The following is a 19,905-nucleotide window of genomic DNA, read 5'->3' on the forward strand; positions in this document are numbered from 1 at the left end:
GCTACGCGGACGTCTGCCCCGCGGTGTCCAGCGCCTCGAGCACCTTCCAGGTCGCGGCCGCGGCCTTCTGCTCGGCCTCCTTCTTGGAGCGGCCCACACCCGACCCGTATTCGGTATCCGCCAAGACGACGACCGCGGTGAATTCCTTGTCGTGGTCGGGGCCGGTGGAGGTGACGACGTAGGACGGGGCGCCCATGCCCCGCGCCGCGGTCAGCTCCTGCAGGCTGGTCTTCCAGTCGAGCCCGGCCCCCAGCGTGGGCGCGGCGTCCAGCAGCGCGCCGAACAGCCGCAGGATCACCTCCCGCGCGGTGCCGATGCCGTGCTGCAGGTAGATGGCGCCGAGCAGCGACTCCATCCCGTCGGCCAGGATGCTCGACTTGTCGGCCCCGCCGGTGTTGGCCTCGCCGCGGCCCAGCAGCAGGTGAACGCCCAGCCCCTCGTCGGTCAGGTTGCGCGCGACGTCGGCCAGGGCCTGGGTGTTGACCACGCTGGCCCGCAGCTTGGCCAGGTCACCCTCGGACCGGTCGGGGTGGCGGTGGTAGAGCTCGTCGGTGACGGTCAGGCCCAAAACCGCGTCGCCGAGGAACTCCAGGCGCTCGTTGGTGGGCAGACCGCCGTGCTCGTAGGCGTAGCTGCGATGGGTCAACGCCAGCGACAGCAACTCCTCGGGCAGGTCGACGCCGAGCGCGTCCAGCAGGGCTTGCCTCGACGTCACGACTCCTCCCCCGAGGTGTCCCCCCCGGGCGGATCGGTCGGCAACATCCCCGCCAGCTTGGCCCACCGCGGGTCGATGCGGTCGTGGCGATGGCCGGGCTCGGCGGCCAGCGCGACACCGCATTCGGGGCACAACCCCGGGCAGTCCGGCCGGCACACCGGCGAGAACGGCAGCTCGAGCACGACGGCGTCGATGACGGGCTGCTCCAGGTCGACGGTGTCGTCGACGATGTGGCCCACCTCGTCCTCTTCGGTGGTCGCCTCCGTCGTGCTGTTCGGATAGGCGAACAGCTCGGTCAGCCCGACCTGCACGCGCCCGGTGACCGGGGTGAGACAACGGGAACATTCGCCGACCGTGGGCGCGGCGACCGTCCCGCTCACCAACACCCCCTCGGACACCGACTCCACGCGCAGGTCCAGTTCCAGCGGGGCGCCCCGGTCGATCGCGATCATGTCCAGCCCGATGCGCGACGGGCTGGGGACGGTGTCGCGCAGCGTGACCATCGCGCCGGGGCGTCGCCCCAGCCGGGTGATGTCGACCCTCATCGGCGAGGTGGAATGGCGCTGCGCCGTGCTGCTGTGCTGCCGCGTCATAGAAGGAATCCTACGGCGCACGAGCCATATTGCCAGGGCGCTGACCGGCCTCTAGTGGCTAACGCGTCGCGTAGTCGTGCGTCCCCGCGGCGGTGCGCAGCTGGTGGCGACCGCGCCCCACGGACCGCAGCGTGCCGTTGAGGAACTCCTCGAACTCGGCGAGCTTGTTGTCGACGTAGATGTCGCACTCGCCGCGCAGCCGGTCGGCCTCGGCGTGCGCCGAGTCGATCAGGCGGGTGGCCTCGGCGTTGGCCGCCTCCACCACGCTGTTCTGCGACACCAGGCGCTGCTGCTCCTTGATGCCCTCCTGCACGGCCTTCTCGTAGGACAGGTTGCCGTTCTCGATCAGCCGGTCGGCCTCGGCCTGGGCGCGGCCGACGCTGGCCTCGTACTCGCGCTTGGCCGCGGTGGCGATGCGGATCGACTCCTCGCGGGCCTCCCCGACCATCCGCTCGCTGTGCTGGCGGGCCTCGCTCACCATCCGGTCGGCCTGCGCTTTCGCGTCGGACAACAGCCGGTCCGCCTCGGCGCGGGCGTGGTTGAGCATCGACTCCGCCTCGGTGGTCGCCGAGGACACCATGGACTCGGCGTGAGTCTTGGCCTCCTGCAGCATCGAGTCGCGGGCGTCCAGGACGTCCTGCGCGTCGTCCAGCTCGCCGGGGATCGCGTCCTTGATGTCGTCGATCAGTTCCAGCACGTCACCTCGGGGCACGACACAGCCGGCCGTCATCGGCACGCCGCGCGCCTCTTCGACGATGGCGCCCAATTCGTCCAGCGCTTCAAACACTCGGTACACGGCCACACCCTCCTGGCGTCCTGCAAGAAAACCCTGTTGTTACCAGTGTGCCTGCTGTTATCCCTGTGACAACGGTGGCGACGCCGGTGTGTCGGGCATTTGCCCGACAAATCCGCATGTCGGGAGTCAGATCCATGAATTCGCCCGTTCACGCTGTTGCCGCGGGCGCGTGGCCGCGCGGGGTCGTTGGTGTCCATATTTTGCCGGCCCCCGCACCGCTTGTGCCGCCATTCTAGGGTCACCCGCCGCCCACGCCGCGAAATCGGCCCGCACCTTGGGCGATAATCGCCGAATCGCGCTAGTCGACGCACGAACGGCGGAGGATTTCGGTGAGGGTGCTGGCGGCAATCGGTCATGCCTTGGGGCTGGCGGGGTCGATGACGTGGGAGATCCTGTGGGCGCTCATCCTGGGTTTCGCCCTGTCGGCGGTGGTGCAGGCGGTGGTGCGGCGCTCGACGATCGTGTCGCTGATGGGCGACGACCGGCCGCGCACGCTGGCGGTGTCGGCCGGGCTGGGGGCGGCGTCGTCGTCGTGCTCCTACGCCGCGGTGGCCCTGGCCCGATCGCTGTTCCGCAAGGGCGCGAACTTCACCGCGGCGATGGCGTTCGAGATCGGCTCGACCAATCTCGTGGTGGAGTTGGGCATCATCCTGGCCCTGCTGATGGGCTGGCAATTCACGGCCGCGGAATTCGTCGGCGGCCCGTTGATGATCGTGGCGCTCGCCGTGTTGTTCCGGCTGTTCGTGCGCTCCAAGCTCGTCGACGCCGCCCGCGAACAGGCGGAACGCGGAATCGCCGGCTCGATGGAGGGCCACGCCGCCATGGACATGTCCATCCAAGGCGACGGCTCGTTCTGGCGGCGGCTACTGTCCCGGCAGGGCCTGACGTCGGTGTCGCACGTTTTCGTCATGGAGTGGTTGGCGATCCTGCGAGACCTGGTCCTGGGGCTGTTGATCGCCGGCGCCATCGCCGCGTGGGTGCCCGAAAAGTTCTGGCAGAGCTTCTTTTTGGCCGATCACCCCGGCTGGGCGGCGGTGTGGGGCCCGATCGTGGGACCGGTCGTGGCGATCGCCTCGTTCGTCTGCTCGATCGGCAACGTCCCGCTCGCCGCGGTGCTGTGGAACGGGGGCATCAGCTTCGGCGGTGTGATCGCCTTCATCTATGCCGACCTGTTGATCCTGCCGATCCTGAACATCTACCGGAAGTACTACGGCACCCGGATGATGCTCACGCTGCTGGGCACCTTCTACGCCGCCATGGTCGCCGCCGGCTACCTGATCGAATTGCTCTTCGGCACAACGGGACTCATTCCCAAGCAGCGCGACGCCACCGTCATGCACGCCGCGATCTCGTGGAACTACACCACCTGGCTCAACATCGCGTTCCTCGCCGTCGCGGCGGCACTGATCGTCCGGTTCGTCACTTCGGGCGGAATTGCCATGGCGCGCATGATGGGCGGCTCACCCGACGCCGCGCCGGAGCACGATCACCGAAGCCACTAGCGGCCTACTAGGGGCGCACCGGCGCCCGGCTCACGGCGACGGTGAAGATGGTTTCGGCTGCCTGACGGGCCGACCCGCACCAGCGACCGACGCCCGGTGCGGCTAATCCTCGGACAGCTTCCCGCGCAATCGGCGATTCACCGGTTCGGGCAGCAACTCCGAGACGTCGCCGCCGAACATCGCGACCTCCTTGGCCAGCGACGACGACACGAACGAATACCGCGGCGCGGTCGCCACGAAGAAGGTGTCGACGCCCGCGATGTGCTTGTTCATCTGCGCCATCTGCAGCTCGTATTCGAAGTCGGTGCCGGTGCGCAGGCCCTTGACGATGGCGGTCATCCCCCGGGACCGGACGAAGTCGACCACCAGACCCTGGCCGGTCTCCACCCGCAGGTTGGGCAGGTGCGTCGTCGACTCCTCGATCATGGCGATGCGCTCGTCGAGGTCGAACATGCCCTTTTTGGCGGGGTTGGTCAGGATCGCGACCACCACCTCGTCGAACTGGGCCGAGGCGCGTTCGAAGACGTCGATGTGGCCCAACGTCACCGGGTCGAACGACCCCGGACACACCGCGCCGGCCATAACGGATGACGGTACACGGCCGATCAGAGCCGCTCGGCCAGCTCCAACCGGGTGTCGCCGTAAACCCGCTCGGGCCACGGCGCCCAGCCCTCTTGCCAGGTCAGCGGGGTGCCACCGGCCGCGCGCTCGACGACCACCAGGGTTCCCCCGCGCACCCAGCCGTGCGCGCCCAGGGCGGCCAGCGCGGCGCCGACCTCCGCGGCGTCGACGTCGTAGGGCGGGTCGGCCAGCACCAGGTCCACCGGGCGCGCCGCCCCGGCCGCGAGCACCGTCGCCACCGCGCCGCGGCGCAGGCTCGCGCCGGGCAGGCCCAGCGCCTCGATGTTGCGCGCAATGACCGCCGCGCTGCGCGGATCGGACTCGACGAAGATCGCCGAGGCCGCCCCCCGCGAGAGCGCCTCCAGGCCCAACGCGCCCGAGCCCGCGTACAGGTCGAGCACCGCCAGGCCGGTCAGGTCGCGCCGCGCGGTGACGATGTTGAACAGCGACTCGCGCACGCGATCGGTGGTCGGCCTGGTTCCCTTCGGCGGGACTTCGATGCGCCGGCCCCCGGCGACGCCGCCGATGATCCGGGTCACGCGCGCGCGTTCACAACAGCGTCGACCAGTAGTCCCAGAACCGCGCCATGATCAGCAGGAACACCGCCGTGAACCACAGCGCGGCGATCGACCACCGCCACTGGTACAGCACCCACCCCGCGCCGCCGCGGCGGTGCAGCGCCGGCCGGAGCGCGATCGAGGCGACCACCACCAGCAGCGAGATGGTGACCGCCCAGACCACCATGCAGTACGGGCACAACGCCCCGATGCGATACAGGCTCTGAAAGATCAGCCAGTGCACGAACACCGCACCGATCAGCACCCCGCCCGTCAGCCCGGCCCAATACCATTGGGGCAGAGCCACATTCGCCAACGCCAGCACACCGGTGACGATCACCACGGTGAAGGCGACCAGGCCGAGCAGCGGGTTGGGGAATCCCAGCAGCGACGCCTGCGGCGTGACCATCACCGAGCCGCACGACACGATCGGGTTGATGTTGCACGACGGCACGTAGGACGGGTTGAGCAGGATCTCGATCTTTTCCACCGTCAGGGTGGTCGACGCGACCAGGCCGATCACGCCGGCGATCAGCACCCACCACGCGCTGGGCGCCGGCACCCGCGCCACGGCGGGCGAATCCGGTGTCAGGTCGCCGGCTGGTGCGGACACCGGCGTGGTCATCAGGCCGCGGGAGCGACGACGGCGTTGTCGATGCCCGGCACCTCGCCGACGATGGACTTGATCTTGTCCACCAGGGCCTGGGGGGTCGACTGTTCGTAATCCTCGCCGTTGATCTTGACCGTCGGGGTCCCGGTGATCTTCGCCGCGGCGGCCTCGCCGGTGACCTTGGAAATGTACTTACCGCTGTTGATGCAGTCGGGGACCTTGCCCACGACGCCGGCCTGGCGGGCGAGCTCGATCAGGCGCGCGTTGTCGGGGAAGCTGGTGCCGCGCTCGTCGGGCTGGATGCCGTTGTCGAACAAATGGTTGTGGAAACGGCGGAACGCGTCGACGGATTCGTCGGCGACGCACAGCGCCGCCGCGCCCGCCCGCGACGAGTAGTTCTGGCTGCGCTGGCTGTCGAGGATCGACACCATCGAGTAGTCCGCCGCGATCGCGCCGATGTCGACGAGCTTGGAAATCGTCGGGCCGAAGGAGCGCTCGAAAATGCCGCACGCCGGGCACAGGAAGTCCTCGTAGATCGTCACCACGGCCTTGGGGGTGTTCGTGCCCGGCTGGGTGACCACCTTGCTCGAGGCCACCCGCACGGTGTCGCCCTCGCCGGTGGCGCCGCCCTTCTTGTGGTGCGACGTCACGATGTAGAAGACGAGCGCGACCGCGAAGATCACGATGAAGGCGGTGCCGCCGATCTGGACGAGCCGGCCGGATTTGCCGGTGGCGGACTTCACGTCGAATCGCGGGGGTTTGGGTTTGTCGGCCACGGGTTCGCTGATCCTTCGGGTGCTGGCTGGTCCGGCGGTCGGACGGTGGTCTTTAGCGGGCGCCTGGGACGCCGGCTGGCGAGGCGCCTCTAGAGTACCGGCGATCCGTCCGGCGACTCAGGCGCGACTCAGGTGCGCGCGCAGGGCCGAGATCAATTCGCTGGTCGCGACCGCGCTGTCGCCGCCCAGGGGGAACAGGTTGAAGAACCCGTGGGTCAGCGAACCCATGTAGCGCAGGTCCACCGGGGTGTCGGCGGCCCGCAGCGCGGCCGCGTAGGCCTCGCCTTCGTCGCGCAACGGGTCGAAGCCGCCGACCGCGATCAGCGCGGGCGCCAGCCCCGCCAGGGACTCGGCCAGCAGCGGCGACACCCGCGGGTCCGTCGGGTCGATCCCCGACCCCCGCAGGTACTGGGACTCGAACCAGTCCATGTCCCGCTTGGTCAGCAGGAAGCCGCGGGCGAACAGGCTCAGCGACCGGGTTCGCGCGGTGAAGTCGGTGCGCGGATAGATCAACCACTGCAGGACGGGAACGGGTCCACCCTCTCGGGCCTCTCGGGCCTCTCGGGCCTCTCGGGCCTTGTCGCGCGCGAGCTGGGACACGACGGCGGCCAGGTTGCCGCCCGCGCTGTCGCCGCCGACCGCGACCCGCCCGGGGGCCGCGCCGAGCTCCGCGGCGTGCTCGCAGGCCCAGGTGAAGGCCGCGTACGCGTCCTCGATGCCGGCCGGGGCGGGATGCTCGGGGGCCAGCCGGTAGTCGATCGACAGCACGTGGATCCCGGCGTCGCGGCACGTCAACCGGCACACCGCGTCGTAGGTGTCCAGGTCGCCGATCGACCAGCCACCGCCGTGGTAGAAGACCAGCAGGGGCGCGGGCGCGCCCTCGTTGGCGGGACGATAGTGCCGCGCCGCGATCGCGCCCGCCGGTCCCGGCAACGAGAGCTCGTCGACCTCGACGTGAATCTGCGGGCCGGGCAGGTTGACCACCGTCTCGCGCAGCTGGGCGCGGGAGGCGGCCGCGTCGTCGTCGACGACCAGCCCGTCGATGCCGACGGCGTGCAGGCCCGACAGCATCAGCTGCAGCGTGGGATCGAGGGTGTTGCCGTCGATGATGACCGAACGACCGCGGAACAGCAGCCGCCTCGCCACCGCCGGGATCCACGGGATGACCTTCACGCCGACGCTGGTGACCGCGCCCTGCACGCGGCTGGCCCACCGCGCCGGCGCGCGCTTGGTCACGAGATCGAGGTCCACTACGCCCGGCAGGCTTCTGGTCATCGCTGCTCCTGCTCCCCTGCTGTTCCCCTGAAAAACCGCGGCCACGGTGGGCGGCGACAACCGGATACCCGCATTCGGCGCGGTTTTTCGCGGGCCCGGAGAGGATCGGCCGACGCGCGGCTGGACCAACTCTACGTCGTCGGCCAACCCGCGACGTGTCCCGGGCGGGACGCGCGACGCGCACACGGGTGTTGGCTACCAGGCACATCGTGCTGGGTAATATCGTTCCCCGAGTCGGTGGCACCCCGTTACGGATCGCGAGCAACTGGCCCACATGCGTGAACCCTCAATTGCACAGGCAGGTGAATGACATGACTGGCGAGTCGGGCTCGGCAGGATCCTCGGCCATCCCGTCCGTAGCTCTCAACGACGAAAACACCATGCCGGTGCTCGGCGTGGGGGTCGCCGACCTGTCGGAGGGCGAGGCCGAACACGCCGTGTCGGCCGCGCTGGAGATCGGCTGCCGCCTCATCGACACCGCCGCGGCCTACGGCAACGAGGCGGCCGTCGGGCGCGCCATCGCCGCGTCCGGGATTCCCCGCGCGGAGCTGTTCGTCACCACCAAGCTGGCCACCGAGGACCACGGCTTCAGCAGGGCGCAGGCGGCCTGCACCGAGAGCTTGGAGCGCCTCGGCCTCGACTACGTCGACCTCTACCTGATTCACTGGCCGGCCCCGGGGCAGGGCAAGTACGTCGACGCGTTCGGCGGCATGATCCAATCCCGCGGCGAGGGCCACGCCCGCTCGATCGGCGTGTCCAACTTCACCGACGACCACCTGTCGACGGTCATCGACCTGACCTTCGTCACCCCCGTGGTCAACCAGATCGAGCTGCATCCGCTGCTCAACCAGGCGGATCTGCGCAAGGCCAACGCGGAGCACAACGTCGTCACGCAGTCCTACACGCCGCTGGTGCTCGGCAAGCTGATGGACAACCCGACGGTGACCTCCGTCGCCGCCGAATACGGCAAGACGCCCGCGCAGGTGCTGCTGCGGTGGAACGTGCAGCTGGGCAACTCGGTCATCTTCCGGTCCAGCAAGGCCGAGCACATCGCCGGCAATCTGGACATCTTCGATTTCGAATTGGCCGGCGAGCACATGGACGCGATCAACGGCCTCAACGACGGCACCCGGCTGCGCCCGGACCCGGATTCCTACGAAGGTTCGTGACGGTCGGCGACGTCGACGATCGGTTGACAACCAACGTGCGCCACATTCCGAGGTTGGGCGAACTGCGGCCGCCATGCTGAGCCCGTGGCCGCACGCGCTCGACGACAAACGAAATCGACGAACTCGCACATGGCGGCTGGGCGTCGGGCGCACACTACAACACAACAAAAGACGACCGGGAGAGCGCATATGACCGCCGGCGGCGATGCTCAACCACCCCGAGAACGCCGGCGGCTCTTGCCGGTACTGGTTAACACCGGCGTGCTGGCGGCCATCGGTGCCGTCGTGTTGGCCGTGTCTCTGTCTGGATGCCGGGGTTCGTCCGGAGGATCGGGCACGGCCACGAGTTCCCGCGCGCCCGCGCCCTCGACTGGCCCGACCTACAGGGTTACCGCCACCGTGCCCTTCGCCAACGACCCGTCGGAGGTGGCCAAGGCCCTGTCGGTGGTGGCGGTGGATCCGGGCAGCCACGCCGTCTACGTCGCCGTGGACGACTCGGTGTCGGTGATCAACGGGTCGACGCACACTGTGACCGCCACCGTGCCCGTCGGCAAGGACCCGCGCTGGATGGTGGTGGATCCGGGCAGCCACACCCTCTACGTCATGAACGTGGGGGACGGCACGGTCTCGGTGATCGACGCCTCGACGCACACCGTGACCGCCACCGTGAGCGTCGCCAAGCCATACTGGATGGCGGTGGATCCGGGCAGCCACACCGTCTACGTCGCCAACGGCGGCGTGCACAACTCGGTGTCGGTGATCGACGGGTCGACGCAAACCGTGACCGCCACCGTGCCCGTCGGCAAGAACCCGGACGGGGTGGCGGTGGACCCGGGCACCCACACCGTCTACGTCACCAACCTCGGCACGGTGGGCCCGGACGGGCAGGTCGAGGAGGACGGCACGGTCTCGGTGATCGACGCCTCGACGCACATCGTGACCGCCACCGTGCCCGTCGGCAAGCACCCGGATGAGGTCGCGGTGGACCCGGGCACCCACACCGCCTTCGTCACCAACACCGGCCCGTTGCGTCCGGACGGGCAGGTCGAGAGGGACGGCACGGTCTCGGTGATCGACGCCTCGACGCACACCGTGACCGCCACCGTGCCCGTCGGCAAGCACCCGTTCTCGATGGCGCTGGATCCGGGCAGCCACACCGTCTACGTCACCAACTTCGGCGACAACACCGTGTCGGTGATCGACGCCTCGACGCGCACCGTGAGCGCCACCGTGCCCGTCGGCAAGTACCCGCAAGCGGTCGCGGTGGATCCCGGTACCCACACTGTCTACGTCACCAACGACGGCGACAACACCGTGTCGGTGATCGACGGGTCGACGCGCACCGTCACCGCCACCGTGCCCGTCGGCGGGCAGCCGAACCGGGTCGCGGTGGATCCGGGCACCCACACCGTCTACGTCGCCAACACCCTGACCAGCACGGTGTCGGTGATCGAATCTCGATAGTGGTTGGCGTCGGTGCCTGGGCGCGGCGGCCGGTCACGGGCTCAGCCCGCCGGGCAGGTGGCCGCGGCCTGCCGCAGCGCGCCCGCCGACGCCGCATCCACCGGCAGCTGGTAGCCGCGCAGCACGGCGATGAACTGCATCGCGTACTGGCACGCGAACGCAGCGTTGGGCGGCATCCACCGGCCCGGGGGCGAGTCCCCTTTGTCTTGGTTGGCCCGCCCCTCGACGGCCAGCAGGTTGGCCGGATCGTTGGCGAAACGCCGCCGCTCGGGGAACGGCCAATCGTAGGCGCCCATGTCCCAGGCGTAGGCCAGCGGCACGATGTGGTCGATCTGCACCGCCTCGCCGACCTTGGCGCCGCGCTGAAACGCGATGGTGGCGTTGGTGTACGGGTCGTGCAGGGTGCCGGTGGCCACCGCGTCCGGGCACCGCTTGGTCCACACGTAGGTTTTGTCGACGAGGTCGCGGTCGAGGATGTCGTCGCGGGTGTCGCACCCGTTGTGGCCGAGCGGGGCGTCGTTGTCGTCGTCCCAGGCGTCGCCGAACGCCGGGCGGCGGTAGTCGTAGCGGTGCCGGCGTTCGGGCAGCACAGGCACGCCCCCGAGGACGTCGATGCCGGGCTGCACCGTGGGCACGTCGGCGCGCGCGGCGACCTCGGCGCGCCTGGCCGCCGTCGATCCCAGCGTCTGGTAGGCGACGAGCACCGCGAGCACCGCGGCCGCCGTCAACCACAGCAGCAGTTTGCGATTCATGCCTTGTCGATGTATTCGATGCGGTCGGTGTCGGTGAAACGCGCCGCCAGCACCGCCATTTCGGGGTTCGACGGATCCCGCTCGTAGGTGTGGACGCAGAACTCGCGGGCGGTTTCGATGTAGGTTCCGTGCTCTGCCAGCGACAGCAGCCGCAGGGTCACCGCCCGGCCGGATTGGTTGCGGCCCAACACGTCTCCTTCGCGACGCTCCTTGAGGTCCAGGTCGGCGAGGGCGAACCCGTCCATGGTCCCGGCGACGGCGCGCAGCCGCGCCCCGGCTTGCGACTCCGGGGGCACCCAGCTGGCCAGCAGGCACAGGCTCGGGTGCTCGCCGCGGCCGATGCGCCCGCGCAGCTGATGCAGCTGGCTGATCCCGAACCGGTCGGCGTCCATCACCAGCATCACCGTGGCGTTGGGGACGTCGACCCCGACCTCGATGACCGTGGTGCACACCAGCACATCGATCTCGCCCGCGCGAAAGGCGGCCATCGCGGCGTCCTTCTCGTCGGCCGACAAGCGGCCGTGCATCAGGCCAAGCCGGAGGTCCGCCAGCTCCCGGGAGCGCAATCGGTCGAAGAGTCCCACCGCCGTCGCCGAAGGCCGGCGGCCCTCCTCGCTCTTTTCGGCGTCGTCGGCCTCGTCGATCCGGGGCGCCACCACGTAAGCCTGGCGGCCCGCGGAGACCTCCTCGATGATGCGATGCCAGGCACGATCGAGCCAGGCGGGTTTGTCGCCGACGAAGATGACGTTGGTGGCGATCGGCCGGCGTCCGCGCGGGAGTTCGCGCAGCGTCGAGGTCTCCAGGTCGCCGTAGAAGGTCAACGCGACGGTGCGCGGAATCGGCGTCGCGGTCATCACCAGCAGGTGCGGCGTGATGCCGGCACGGGCCTTGGCGCGCAATTGGTCTCGCTGTTCGACCCCGAACCGGTGCTGTTCGTCCACCACCACCATGCCCAGGTTGTGGAAGTCCACCGCGTCCTGCAGCAGCGCGTGGGTGCCGACGACGATGCCGGCCTGACCGCCGGCGACCTCGTCGCGGACGTGCCTCTTGTGCGTGGCCGTCATGGAGCCGGTAAGCAGCGCCACCCGGGTCGCGTTGTCGGCCCCGCCCAGCTGGCCCGCCATCGCCAGCTCGCCGAGAACGTCGCGGATCGAGCGGAGGTGTTGCGCCGCAAGCACTTCCGTTGGGGCGAGCAACGCGCACTGGTAGCCCGCGTCGACCATCTGCAGCATCGCCAGCACCGCGAGGATCGTCTTGCCGGAGCCGACCTCACCCTGCAGCAGGCGGTTCATCGGGCGCGTCGCCGCCAAATCGTCGGCAAGCACGTCGAGCACCTCGCGCTGTCCCCCCGTCAGCTCGAAGGGCAACCGCCGCAACAACTCCGCTTTCAGTCCGTCCGACCGCGAGGGCGCCGGCGGCCCCGACTCGGACAGCTCTCCGTGGCGGCGGGCCACCAGCGCCCACTGCAGCCCGACGGCCTCGTCGAACGTCACCCGTTCACGGGCCCTTTGCCGTTGGCGCTCGTCCTCGGAGGTATGGATCGCGCGCAGGGCCTCGTCCTCGGGGATCAGGCCGAGCCGCTCCAGCAGTTCTGGGGGCAGCGGATCGGGCACCGGGTCGAGCAGGTCGAGCACCTGGCGCACGCAGGCGTAGATGTCCCAGCTCTGCAGCTTGGCGCTGGCCGGATAGATCGGGAAGAAGTGGCGCTGGTAGGCGTCCGCGATGTCTTCGCCGCTGGCGGCGTGCGAGGCGACGGCGATCTTCTTCAGCGACCGGGTGCCGTAGCTCTTGCCACCCGGTGACTCGAGGATGAGAAAAGCGGGATGGGTCAGCTGCATGGCGCCCCGGAAATACCCGATCTCCCCCGACAGCATCACCTTCGCGTGCTTGACCAGATCCTGCTTGAGGTAGTTGGCGTTGAAGAACGTGGCGGTCACCTTGCCGCGGCCGGTGCCGACGGTGATGCGGTGACACATCCGCCTCCGATCCTTCTTCATCGGAAACGTCTCGGTGGCGGTGATCGTGTCGACGATGGTGATGTGCTGACCCTCTTCCGGCCGCTCGTCCCCCGCGCCCCAGCGGGCCGCGCCCTCGGTGTAGCTGCGGGGGTAATGGCGCAGCAGGTCGTCGACGGTCCGGATGCCGAACACCTCCTCGAGGGGCTGCGCGGCCTTGGCGCCGACGAGGAAGTCCAGCCGGTCGGACAGCGACGCCACGGCTACTCGACCCCGATCAGCAGGACGTCACCGCGGTGGCCGGTGCGGTAGGTCATCAGCTCGGTGCCGGGATGGTGGTCGTGCACGTGGTTCTGCAGCAGGTCCCCCACCGCGGTCGCCCCATCGTCGATGCCGGCCCCGATCAGCACGGTCACCAGGTCGCCGCCGGACGCCAGCAGCAGGTCGAGCAGGCCGATCGCCGCGCCGGCCGCGTCGGGGGCCACGATCAGCACCTCGTCCCCCGCGATGCCCAGGCCGTCGCCCGGCCCGCAGTGACCGGCCCAGGTCAACGCGCTCTGGGTCGCGATGCGCACCGAGCCGTGCCGCGCCGCGCCGGCGGCGCGGGCCATGGTGTAGCCGTCGTCGACCGCCTGCCTGTCGTTCTCGTGCACGGCCAGCGCGGCCAGGCCCTGCACCATCGAGCCGGTCGGTATCGGCACCACGTCGATCCCCCAGCCGATGGCCGCGGTGCAGCCGGCCACCAGCTCCTCGGCGGCGACATAGCCGTTGGGCAGCAGCATCACCTGGGCCGCGCCGGTGTCGACGACGGCCCGCATCAGCCGGTGGGCGGTGATGTCCGCCTCGGCATCGGGCCGCAGCACGCAGGCGCCCTCCGCGGCGAACAGCTCCGCGGCGCCGTCGCCGTCGACGACGGCCAGCACCGCGCGTTCCCGCGTCCAGCCGCCCGCGGGCAGCCCGGCACCGGCGCTCAGCGCCGAGATGACGATGCGGCTGAGCCGCCCCGCGGCCAGTCCGGCCTCGACGGCGGCCCCGGCGTCGTCGGTGTGCACGTGCACGGAATAGGTGCCCCCGGCCGTCGACGGCGCGATGCCCACCGAATCGCCCAGCTCCCGCAGCCGGTCGCGCAGCGCGCCCGCGGCCGGCGCATCGCAGCCGTCCAGGCGGTACATCACCTCGAACTGCGGCGCCGGCTGCGCGGCGCCCGCCTCGGGCTGCGCCGCGCGCGGCGACAGCTCGTACACGGGGCGCGGGGGCGCCTGCCCGGTGACGGTGTGGCGCAGCGCGTCCAGCAACACCAGCAGGCCGCGCCCGCCGGCGTCCACGGCGCCGGCGTCGGCGAGCACGTCGAGCTGCTCGGGGGTCTTTTCCAGCGCGACCACCGCCGCGTCGCCGGCCGCGGTGACCGCCGCGGCCAGCCCCTCGCCGGCGCACTCCTCGACGGCGCCGGCGGCGGCGCGCAACACCGACACGATGGTCCCGGGGACCTCGTCGCCGCCCATCGACGCGATGGCCAGCTCGACGGCGCGCCGCAGCGCCGCCCCGAGCAGGGCGGCGTCCAGGTGCGCCAGCTCGCCGCCGGCGTCGGCCGCCGCCGCCGCGGTGACGTCGGCGACCCCGCGCAGGATCTGCGACAGGATCACGCCGGAGTTGCCGCGGGCCCCGTTGAGCGCGCCGGCCGACAGGGCCGCCGCCACCCGGGCCACGCACCCGGCGCCGCCGTCCGCGCCGGCGCCCGCTCCGACGTTGGCCTCCGCCAGCGCCGAACGCATGGTGAACAGCATGTTGGCGCCGGTGTCGGAGTCGGCGACGGGGAAGACGTTGAGCCGGTTGATCTCGTCGATGTGGGTGATCAGGTCGCTGACACAGGTATGCGCCCAGTTGCGCAGCGCGACGGCGTCGAGCAGGGCATCCTGCGACGCCCGAGCGGTGCCCTCCGACGTGCCCAAGCGACCCACCTCTCCTGAAAGCCTCCCAACGCCGGCCCCCGGTGGGCGCCAGCGTAGCCCGCGACCCGGCGCCCGGCGGCCAGCCGCGGCCGAGGGCCCGCTGGCCTGGATGAACCGGCCCATCGAGCCTAGCCACCCGGGGCGACAGCGCCGGGCCTAAGCTGCCTCGGGGGTGTTGATCGTTTTGGTGATCGCCCACGTCAGTCGGTATCCTGGGCGGGCCCGAGTCGCCAGGTCCATCCTGTGTGCCGGACCCCCGAACATTTGAGGAGTTTGAACCATGGCCGCTGTGTGCGATATCTGCGGGAAAGGCCCCGGCTTCGGCAAGTCGGTGTCGCACTCCCACCGCCGCACCAGCCGCCGGTGGAACCCCAACATCCAGACCGTGCACGTCGTCGCCCGTCCCGGCGGCAACAAGAAGCGGCTGAACGTCTGCACGTCCTGCATCAAGGCCGGCAAGGTCGTCCGGGGCTAGCCCGCCGGCCTCCTACATCACGACGTGACCGGCGTCGACCGGTATCGACACGCCCGTCACGTAGCGCGATCGCGGCCCGGCCAGCCACAGCACCGCCTCGGTGACGTCCTGCGCCTCCACCAGCGGCACCCCGGGCAGCAGCATCTGCGAAACGGCCGGGTTCGGGTTCTCGGTCATCCGGTTCACCACGAAGTCGTTGAGGATCATCGGCGTCGCCACCCCGCTGGGGTTGACCGAGTTGACCCGGATCTTGTGCGGCGCATAGGCGTTGGCCGCCGAGCGCATCAGCCCCACCACGCCGTGTTTGGACGCTGCGTAGGCGAACATCGCGGCGCTGCCGTCGCCGCCCCGGCCGGTCAGCCCCTGCGACGAACTGACCAGGACCATCGAACCGCCCCGGCCCTTGCGCACGATGGATCCCACGGTGGCCAGCATCGTGTGCCACACGCCCTTGAGGTTGGTGTCGACGATCGCGTTGAAGACCGGTTCGGACGCGGCGTCGGGGTCGCCGATGGCCACCACCCCGGCGTTGGCGACGACGATGTCGATGTCGCCCAGCTCGTCGATCCCCTCCCGCACCCCGTCCCGCAGCTGCGCCAGGTCGCGCACGTCGGCGACGACGGGAACGGCCCTACCGCCGGCGGCGCGGACCAGCCGGACGGTCTCGTCGAGGTCGGCCCTGGTGCCCAGCGAGTACGGGATCGCGTCGACGTCGGCGCAGATGTCGACCGCGATGACGGCGGCGCCCTGTTCGGCGAAGGCGACGGCGTGGCTGCGGCCCTGCCCGCGCGCCGCGCCGGTGATGACGGCGACCTGGTCGTCGAGTTCACCCATGGCTACACCGCCAGCCCGGTGCCGGTTTCGCGCTCGGCGAAGGCCACGAGGCGCGCCGCGGCGGCGTAGTCGCACGCGACCGCCGACCGCCCGATCAGCACCGGGCCGCCGCGCAGGCCGAAGCGCCCGCTGACCCCGACGTAGCTGCCCGGCGGTATCGGTTCGCTGATGCAGTACAGGGTGGGCGCGGCGCCCTGGTCGATGTCGTTGCCGAACCGGTCGGCCACCGCCTTGACGCCCCGGTGCGCCAGCGCCATCAGCCGGGAGTCGCCGATCTGCGACAGGTTGGAGGCCACCCAGCCCGGGTGGGTGAGGTGGGTGACGACGGCGGATCCGGCGGCCCGCAGCCGGCGATCGAGCTCCAGGCCCCACAGCATGACCGCGAGCTTCGACTGCGCGTAGGCGTTCAGCCGCGTCCACTTGTGGTGGCGCAGGTGTAGGTCGTCGAGCCGCAGCGTGGCCGACCGGTGGGCGTCCGAACCGACGTTGATGACCTGCGAGCGCACCCGGGGCAGCAGGAGGTTGGTCAGCGCGAACGGTCCGAGCAGGTTGGTGCCCAGGGTCGCCTCGAAGCCGTCGACGGTGTCGGTGCGGCGGTCGGTGAGGGTGCCGGCGTTGTTGACCAGGATGTCGATTTGCCCGTGGCCCAAGCCGTCGATCAGGCCCGGGAAGGCGCGCACCGACGACAGGTCGGCGAGGTCGAGCCTGACCACCGATGGGGTGGGGCCGCCCAGGGCGGAGATTTCGGCGGCGCGCCGCTCGCCGAGTTCGGTGTTGCGCACGGCCAGGATCACCTCGGCGCCGGCCTTGGCGAGCGCGCGGGCGGTGCCCAGCCCGACGCCGTTGGTCGCTCCGGTCACGACGACGCGCTTGCCGGTCAGGTTGCCGAGCCGGGCCGGCGTCCACGGTAACGTCACGGCGACTAAGAATAGTGAACGGTTCTATGTAAATTGGCGGCGGTCTGCCAACATGATCGACATGGCCGACAGCGCAACGGAAATCACCAACCTGATCTACCGCTACGCGGAGCTGCTGGACGTCGGCGACCTGGACGCGGTGGCGCAGCTCTTCGAGCACGGCCGCATCTGCGGGGTGGAGGACGGACCGCCGGAGACGGTGTTCGAGGGCGCCGCCCGGGTGCGGGAGATGTACGAGATGGCCACCCGCATCTACGCCGACGGCACCCCGAAGACCAAGCACAACACGTCCAACGTGCAGCTGCACATCGACGAGGCGGCGGGGACCGCGCGCAGCACGTCGTACTACTGCGTCACCCAGGCCACCGACGAGCTGCCGCTGCAGGTGATCGTGACCGGGCATTACAAGGACACCTTCCACCGGCTCGACGGCGCCTGGCGCTTCGACAGCCGCACCATGTTCGTCGACCAGGTCGGCGACGTCAGCCACCACCTGAAGTTCTGACGCGTGGGAGCGAGCTTCGATGCGGCCGGCGTGCTGGCCGACGCGCAACGTAAGGAGGCGCTGACCGACTGGGGGCCCGGGGATTTCGAAACCCCGCTGCGGGTATTGCTGGACGACTACGCGCGGGCCGACCTCAATTCCGTTGGGACGCATGTGTTGCGGTCGGGCATCGTGCACAGCCTGCGCATGCGGCTGCGCGCCCAGGAGTGGATCCGCCGCCACCCGGAGATCCTCGACGAGCCGGTCGCGCCGCCGATCGTCGTCGTCGGGATGATGCGCAGCGGCACCACGCTGCTGCAGCGACTGCTCGCCGCCGATCCCCGCTTCGTCTGCGCCTACGGCTGGGAGGTCGTCGAGGTCGCGCCGCGACTGGAGTACCGCTTCGACGGCCCCGACGTTCCCGATCCCCGGATCGCCATCAGCGAGGCGCGGGAGGCGAAATCGCGCGAATTGGCGCCGGAGCTGTTCGCCATCCACCCCATGTACGCGCGGGAGGCCGAGGAGGAGATCGTCTTTCTGGCCGACGCGTTTTTGTCGCATGTCCCCGAGTCGGGCGCGCACCTCCCGCACTACCGGTCCTGGATCGACGCCCAGGACTTCACCCCCGCCTACGACTACCTGTACCGGATGCTGCAATTCCTGCAGTGGCAAAAGCGGCAAAGGCATCCCCAGCGGTCCGCACCGGGACGGCGCTGGGTGCTCAAATCGCCTGCGCACCTTGGCTATCTGGACCTGCTGCGCGCGCGGTTTCCCGGCCTGCACGTCGTGCACATGCATCGCGACCCGGGCACCGCGATCGCCTCGGGGGCCGGCCTCAACGCGACCCTGCACGCGATGCACGCCGACACCGTCGATCGGCGCCGGGTGGGCGCGCAGTGGCTCCAGCGGATGGGCTGGACCAACGACCGGGCGATGGCCGCCCGCGACGGCTGGCCCGACAACGCCGTCACCGACATCGGGTTCGACGACGCGGTGGCCGACCCGATCGGGCAGGTGGCCCGCGTCTACGACGCGGTCGGCGTGCCGCTGACCGCCGAGGCGGAGCGGGCCATGCGGCGCTGGCTGGCGCACCGCCCCCGCGAGGCGCCGCGCCCGCCCTACGGGCTGCAGACCTACGGCCTGCTTCCCGAACAGATCGACGAACGATTCATGTTGTATAACAAGCGTTTTCGCCAATACATTGGAGGCCCCCCGCATGCCTGAGAACCCCGTCGCGACGCCATCCCAGCATGAACAGGAGCTGGCCGCGCTCGACCTGATCGAACACCCCACCGTCAAGGCCGCCTACCGCACCGTGGCCGAGGCCTGGCTGGAGCGAGCCAACCCGTCGGACGCGATGCGCGAACGGTTCGACGACGCGTTCGCCGAGGTGATGTTCTCCGCGGCGGTGTGGTCGTCCAACCAGGACAAGCTGCGCCCGAAGGTCTGCTGCATCACCCGCCTCGCACACCCCGTGGACGGCCGCCGGATCCCCGGATCGCGTTGGGGCATCGACAATCCCGACAGCGTGTACCGGGTGATCCCGATCTCGGGCGACGAGCGCTACGAGATCCACGGCCGGGTCGGCGAGCACCGGATGACCGAGAACTACTTCACGCTCTGGGACGCCCACATGGGCACCGTCGACGTGCTCAACGGGCGCACCATGCGGGTCGACTCCGACGGCAGCTTCACCATCACCGTCGACGCCGAACCGGCCAACGGGCGGCCCAATCACGTGCGCTCCACCGCCGCGGCGCACGAGTTCTACATCCGCGACGTCCTGCTGGACTGGGGCCGCGACGACCCCAATCACTTCGAGGTGCGACGGCTCGGGACGGCCCCGGGCACTCCGGCCCGCACGCTCGACGAACAGGCCGAGGCGACCGCGGCGATGATGGCGCATTTCGCCGACTTCTCCGGCAAGCTCGCGCACGGCGTCTACAAGATGCCGCCTAACCATTTCAACCTGGCGTGGTCGGCCGACAAGGTCGGCGCGATGCGCAACCAGGTGTATGTGATGGGCCGTTTCGACCTCGGCCCCGACGAGGCGTTCGTCGTCGACGTCAACGACGGCGGCGCCGAATACTTCACGGTGCCGCTGAGCAACGTCTGGGGCACCACGCTCGACATCGTCGACCGCACCGGCAGCCTCAACAAGGCGCAATCGGTGGCCAACGAGGACGGCGGTTACACCTACGTCATCTCCCCGGCCGATCCCGGCGTGGCGAACTGGATCGACTCCGACGGGCTGCGCGAGGGCATCCTGACGCTGCGGATGGCGGAGTTCGGCGAGGCGGGCCCGCGGGAAAACCTCGGCGCGCGCGGGCGGGTGGTCCGCCTCGACCGGCTCGACGCCGAGGTTTCCCACCTGCCGCGGGTGAGCCGGGAGGAGCGCGCGGCCCAGCTGGCCGAGCGCCGCGCGGCGTATCTGCGGCGGCTGCCGGAGGGGACGGCCTGA

General features: G+C 70.3%; 20 protein-coding genes. 7 read left to right on the forward strand and 13 right to left on the reverse strand.

What is annotated here, in order from left to right; all coding sequences use genetic code 11:
• Position 1: 1 nt before the first annotated feature.
• From rnc to sepIVA, 3 genes are read right to left on the reverse strand one after another with little or no spacing between them, the layout of a single operon-like run.
• Entirely contained in the window at positions 2–715 is a 714-nt protein-coding gene (rnc, locus tag BST11_RS17645; protein ID WP_083139208.1) for a ribonuclease III, read from the reverse strand.
• A complete protein-coding gene (locus BST11_RS17650) occupies positions 712–1,308 on the reverse strand; it encodes a YceD family protein (protein WP_211284732.1) in 597 nt (198 codons plus the stop codon). The genes rnc and BST11_RS17650 overlap by 4 nt, the downstream gene beginning before the upstream one ends.
• A 58-nt stretch (positions 1,309–1,366) precedes the next feature.
• Entirely contained in the window at positions 1,367–2,104 is a 738-nt protein-coding gene (gene sepIVA / locus BST11_RS17655; RefSeq protein WP_067320808.1) for a cell division protein SepIVA, read from the reverse strand.
• Positions 2,105–2,433: 329 nt separating this feature from the next.
• On the opposite strand from sepIVA, the gene BST11_RS17660 reads away from it, so the two are divergent.
• Complete coding sequence (locus BST11_RS17660; RefSeq protein ID WP_142276415.1) at positions 2,434–3,606, forward strand: permease; 1,173 nt, start codon at positions 2,434–2,436, stop codon at positions 3,604–3,606.
• Between the two features lie 102 nt (positions 3,607–3,708).
• On the opposite strand, the gene coaD is transcribed toward BST11_RS17660, so the two are convergent.
• From coaD to BST11_RS17685, 5 genes are all read right to left on the reverse strand, one after another.
• Entirely contained in the window at positions 3,709–4,188 is a 480-nt protein-coding gene (gene coaD, locus BST11_RS17665; protein WP_083139210.1) for a pantetheine-phosphate adenylyltransferase, read from the reverse strand.
• A gap of 23 nt (positions 4,189–4,211) precedes the next feature.
• Positions 4,212–4,766 (reverse strand): 16S rRNA (guanine(966)-N(2))-methyltransferase RsmD, encoded by a 555-nt coding sequence (gene rsmD / locus BST11_RS17670; RefSeq protein ID WP_083139211.1) that lies wholly within the window; start codon positions 4,764–4,766, stop codon positions 4,212–4,214.
• 10 nt (positions 4,767–4,776) lie between these two features.
• Complete coding sequence (locus BST11_RS17675) at positions 4,777–5,409, reverse strand: vitamin K epoxide reductase family protein (protein WP_083139212.1); 633 nt, start codon at positions 5,407–5,409, stop codon at positions 4,777–4,779.
• Positions 5,409–6,170, reverse strand: a complete 762-nt coding sequence (locus BST11_RS17680) for a DsbA family protein (RefSeq protein WP_083139213.1) — start codon at positions 6,168–6,170, stop codon at positions 5,409–5,411. Before BST11_RS17680 ends, BST11_RS17675 begins: the two co-directional genes overlap by 1 nt.
• Positions 6,171–6,287: 117 nt before the next feature.
• Positions 6,288–7,445, reverse strand: coding sequence for an alpha/beta hydrolase (locus BST11_RS17685; protein ID WP_083139214.1), 1,158 nt, complete (start codon positions 7,443–7,445; stop codon positions 6,288–6,290).
• 311 nt (positions 7,446–7,756) lie between these two features.
• Here BST11_RS17685 and BST11_RS17690 point away from each other — a divergent pair, with 311 nt between their 5' ends.
• Entirely contained in the window at positions 7,757–8,614 is an 858-nt protein-coding gene (locus BST11_RS17690) for an aldo/keto reductase (RefSeq protein WP_083139215.1), read from the forward strand.
• A gap of 399 nt (positions 8,615–9,013) precedes the next feature.
• Positions 9,014–10,078: a YVTN family beta-propeller repeat protein gene (locus BST11_RS17695; RefSeq protein WP_158086798.1), complete on the forward strand. Its 1,065-nt coding sequence runs from the start codon at positions 9,014–9,016 to the stop codon at positions 10,076–10,078.
• A gap of 41 nt (positions 10,079–10,119) precedes the next feature.
• Here the strand turns inward: BST11_RS17695 and BST11_RS17700 are convergent, their stop codons facing one another.
• From BST11_RS17700 to BST11_RS17710, 3 genes are read right to left on the reverse strand one after another with little or no spacing between them, the layout of a single operon-like run.
• Positions 10,120–10,830, reverse strand: a complete 711-nt coding sequence (locus BST11_RS17700) for an HNH endonuclease family protein (RefSeq protein WP_083139217.1) — start codon at positions 10,828–10,830, stop codon at positions 10,120–10,122.
• On the reverse strand, positions 10,827–13,046 hold the full coding sequence (gene recG, locus BST11_RS17705) for an ATP-dependent DNA helicase RecG (protein ID WP_083139218.1): 2,220 nt from the start codon (positions 13,044–13,046) through the stop codon (positions 10,827–10,829). Before recG ends, BST11_RS17700 begins: the two co-directional genes overlap by 4 nt.
• Positions 13,047–13,048: 2 nt before the next feature.
• Entirely contained in the window at positions 13,049–14,743 is a 1,695-nt protein-coding gene (locus BST11_RS17710) for a DAK2 domain-containing protein (protein ID WP_169834926.1), read from the reverse strand.
• A gap of 271 nt (positions 14,744–15,014) precedes the next feature.
• Between BST11_RS17710 and rpmB the strand changes: the two genes are divergently transcribed.
• The gene (gene rpmB / locus BST11_RS17715; protein ID WP_067319654.1) at positions 15,015–15,209 is read left to right on the forward strand and encodes a 50S ribosomal protein L28; all 195 of its coding nucleotides are present in this window, start codon (positions 15,015–15,017) and stop codon (positions 15,207–15,209) included.
• Positions 15,210–15,221: 12 nt separating this feature from the next.
• Here rpmB and BST11_RS17720 read toward each other — a convergent pair whose 3' ends face one another.
• The gene (locus BST11_RS17720) at positions 15,222–16,043 is read right to left on the reverse strand and encodes a mycofactocin-coupled SDR family oxidoreductase (protein ID WP_083139220.1); all 822 of its coding nucleotides are present in this window, start codon (positions 16,041–16,043) and stop codon (positions 15,222–15,224) included.
• 2 nt (positions 16,044–16,045) lie between these two features.
• Positions 16,046–16,960, reverse strand: coding sequence for an SDR family NAD(P)-dependent oxidoreductase (locus BST11_RS17725; protein ID WP_083139221.1), 915 nt, complete (start codon positions 16,958–16,960; stop codon positions 16,046–16,048).
• A gap of 61 nt (positions 16,961–17,021) precedes the next feature.
• Between BST11_RS17725 and BST11_RS17730 the strand changes: the two genes are divergently transcribed.
• Genes BST11_RS17730 through BST11_RS17740 form a run of 3 tightly spaced genes read left to right on the forward strand, consistent with a single transcriptional unit; the run spans position 17,022 to position 19,905 of the window.
• On the forward strand, positions 17,022–17,465 hold the full coding sequence (locus BST11_RS17730) for a nuclear transport factor 2 family protein (RefSeq protein ID WP_083139239.1): 444 nt from the start codon (positions 17,022–17,024) through the stop codon (positions 17,463–17,465).
• A 3-nt stretch (positions 17,466–17,468) separates the two neighbouring features.
• Positions 17,469–18,668, forward strand: a complete 1,200-nt coding sequence (locus BST11_RS17735) for a sulfotransferase family protein (RefSeq protein ID WP_083139222.1) — start codon at positions 17,469–17,471, stop codon at positions 18,666–18,668.
• Positions 18,661–19,905 (forward strand): hypothetical protein, encoded by a 1,245-nt coding sequence (locus BST11_RS17740; protein WP_083139223.1) that lies wholly within the window; start codon positions 18,661–18,663, stop codon positions 19,903–19,905. Before BST11_RS17735 ends, BST11_RS17740 begins: the two co-directional genes overlap by 8 nt.

This window comes from Mycobacterium alsense (assembly GCF_002086635.1).
In the GTDB taxonomy this organism is placed as follows: Bacteria; Actinomycetota; Actinomycetes; order Mycobacteriales; family Mycobacteriaceae; genus Mycobacterium; species Mycobacterium alsense.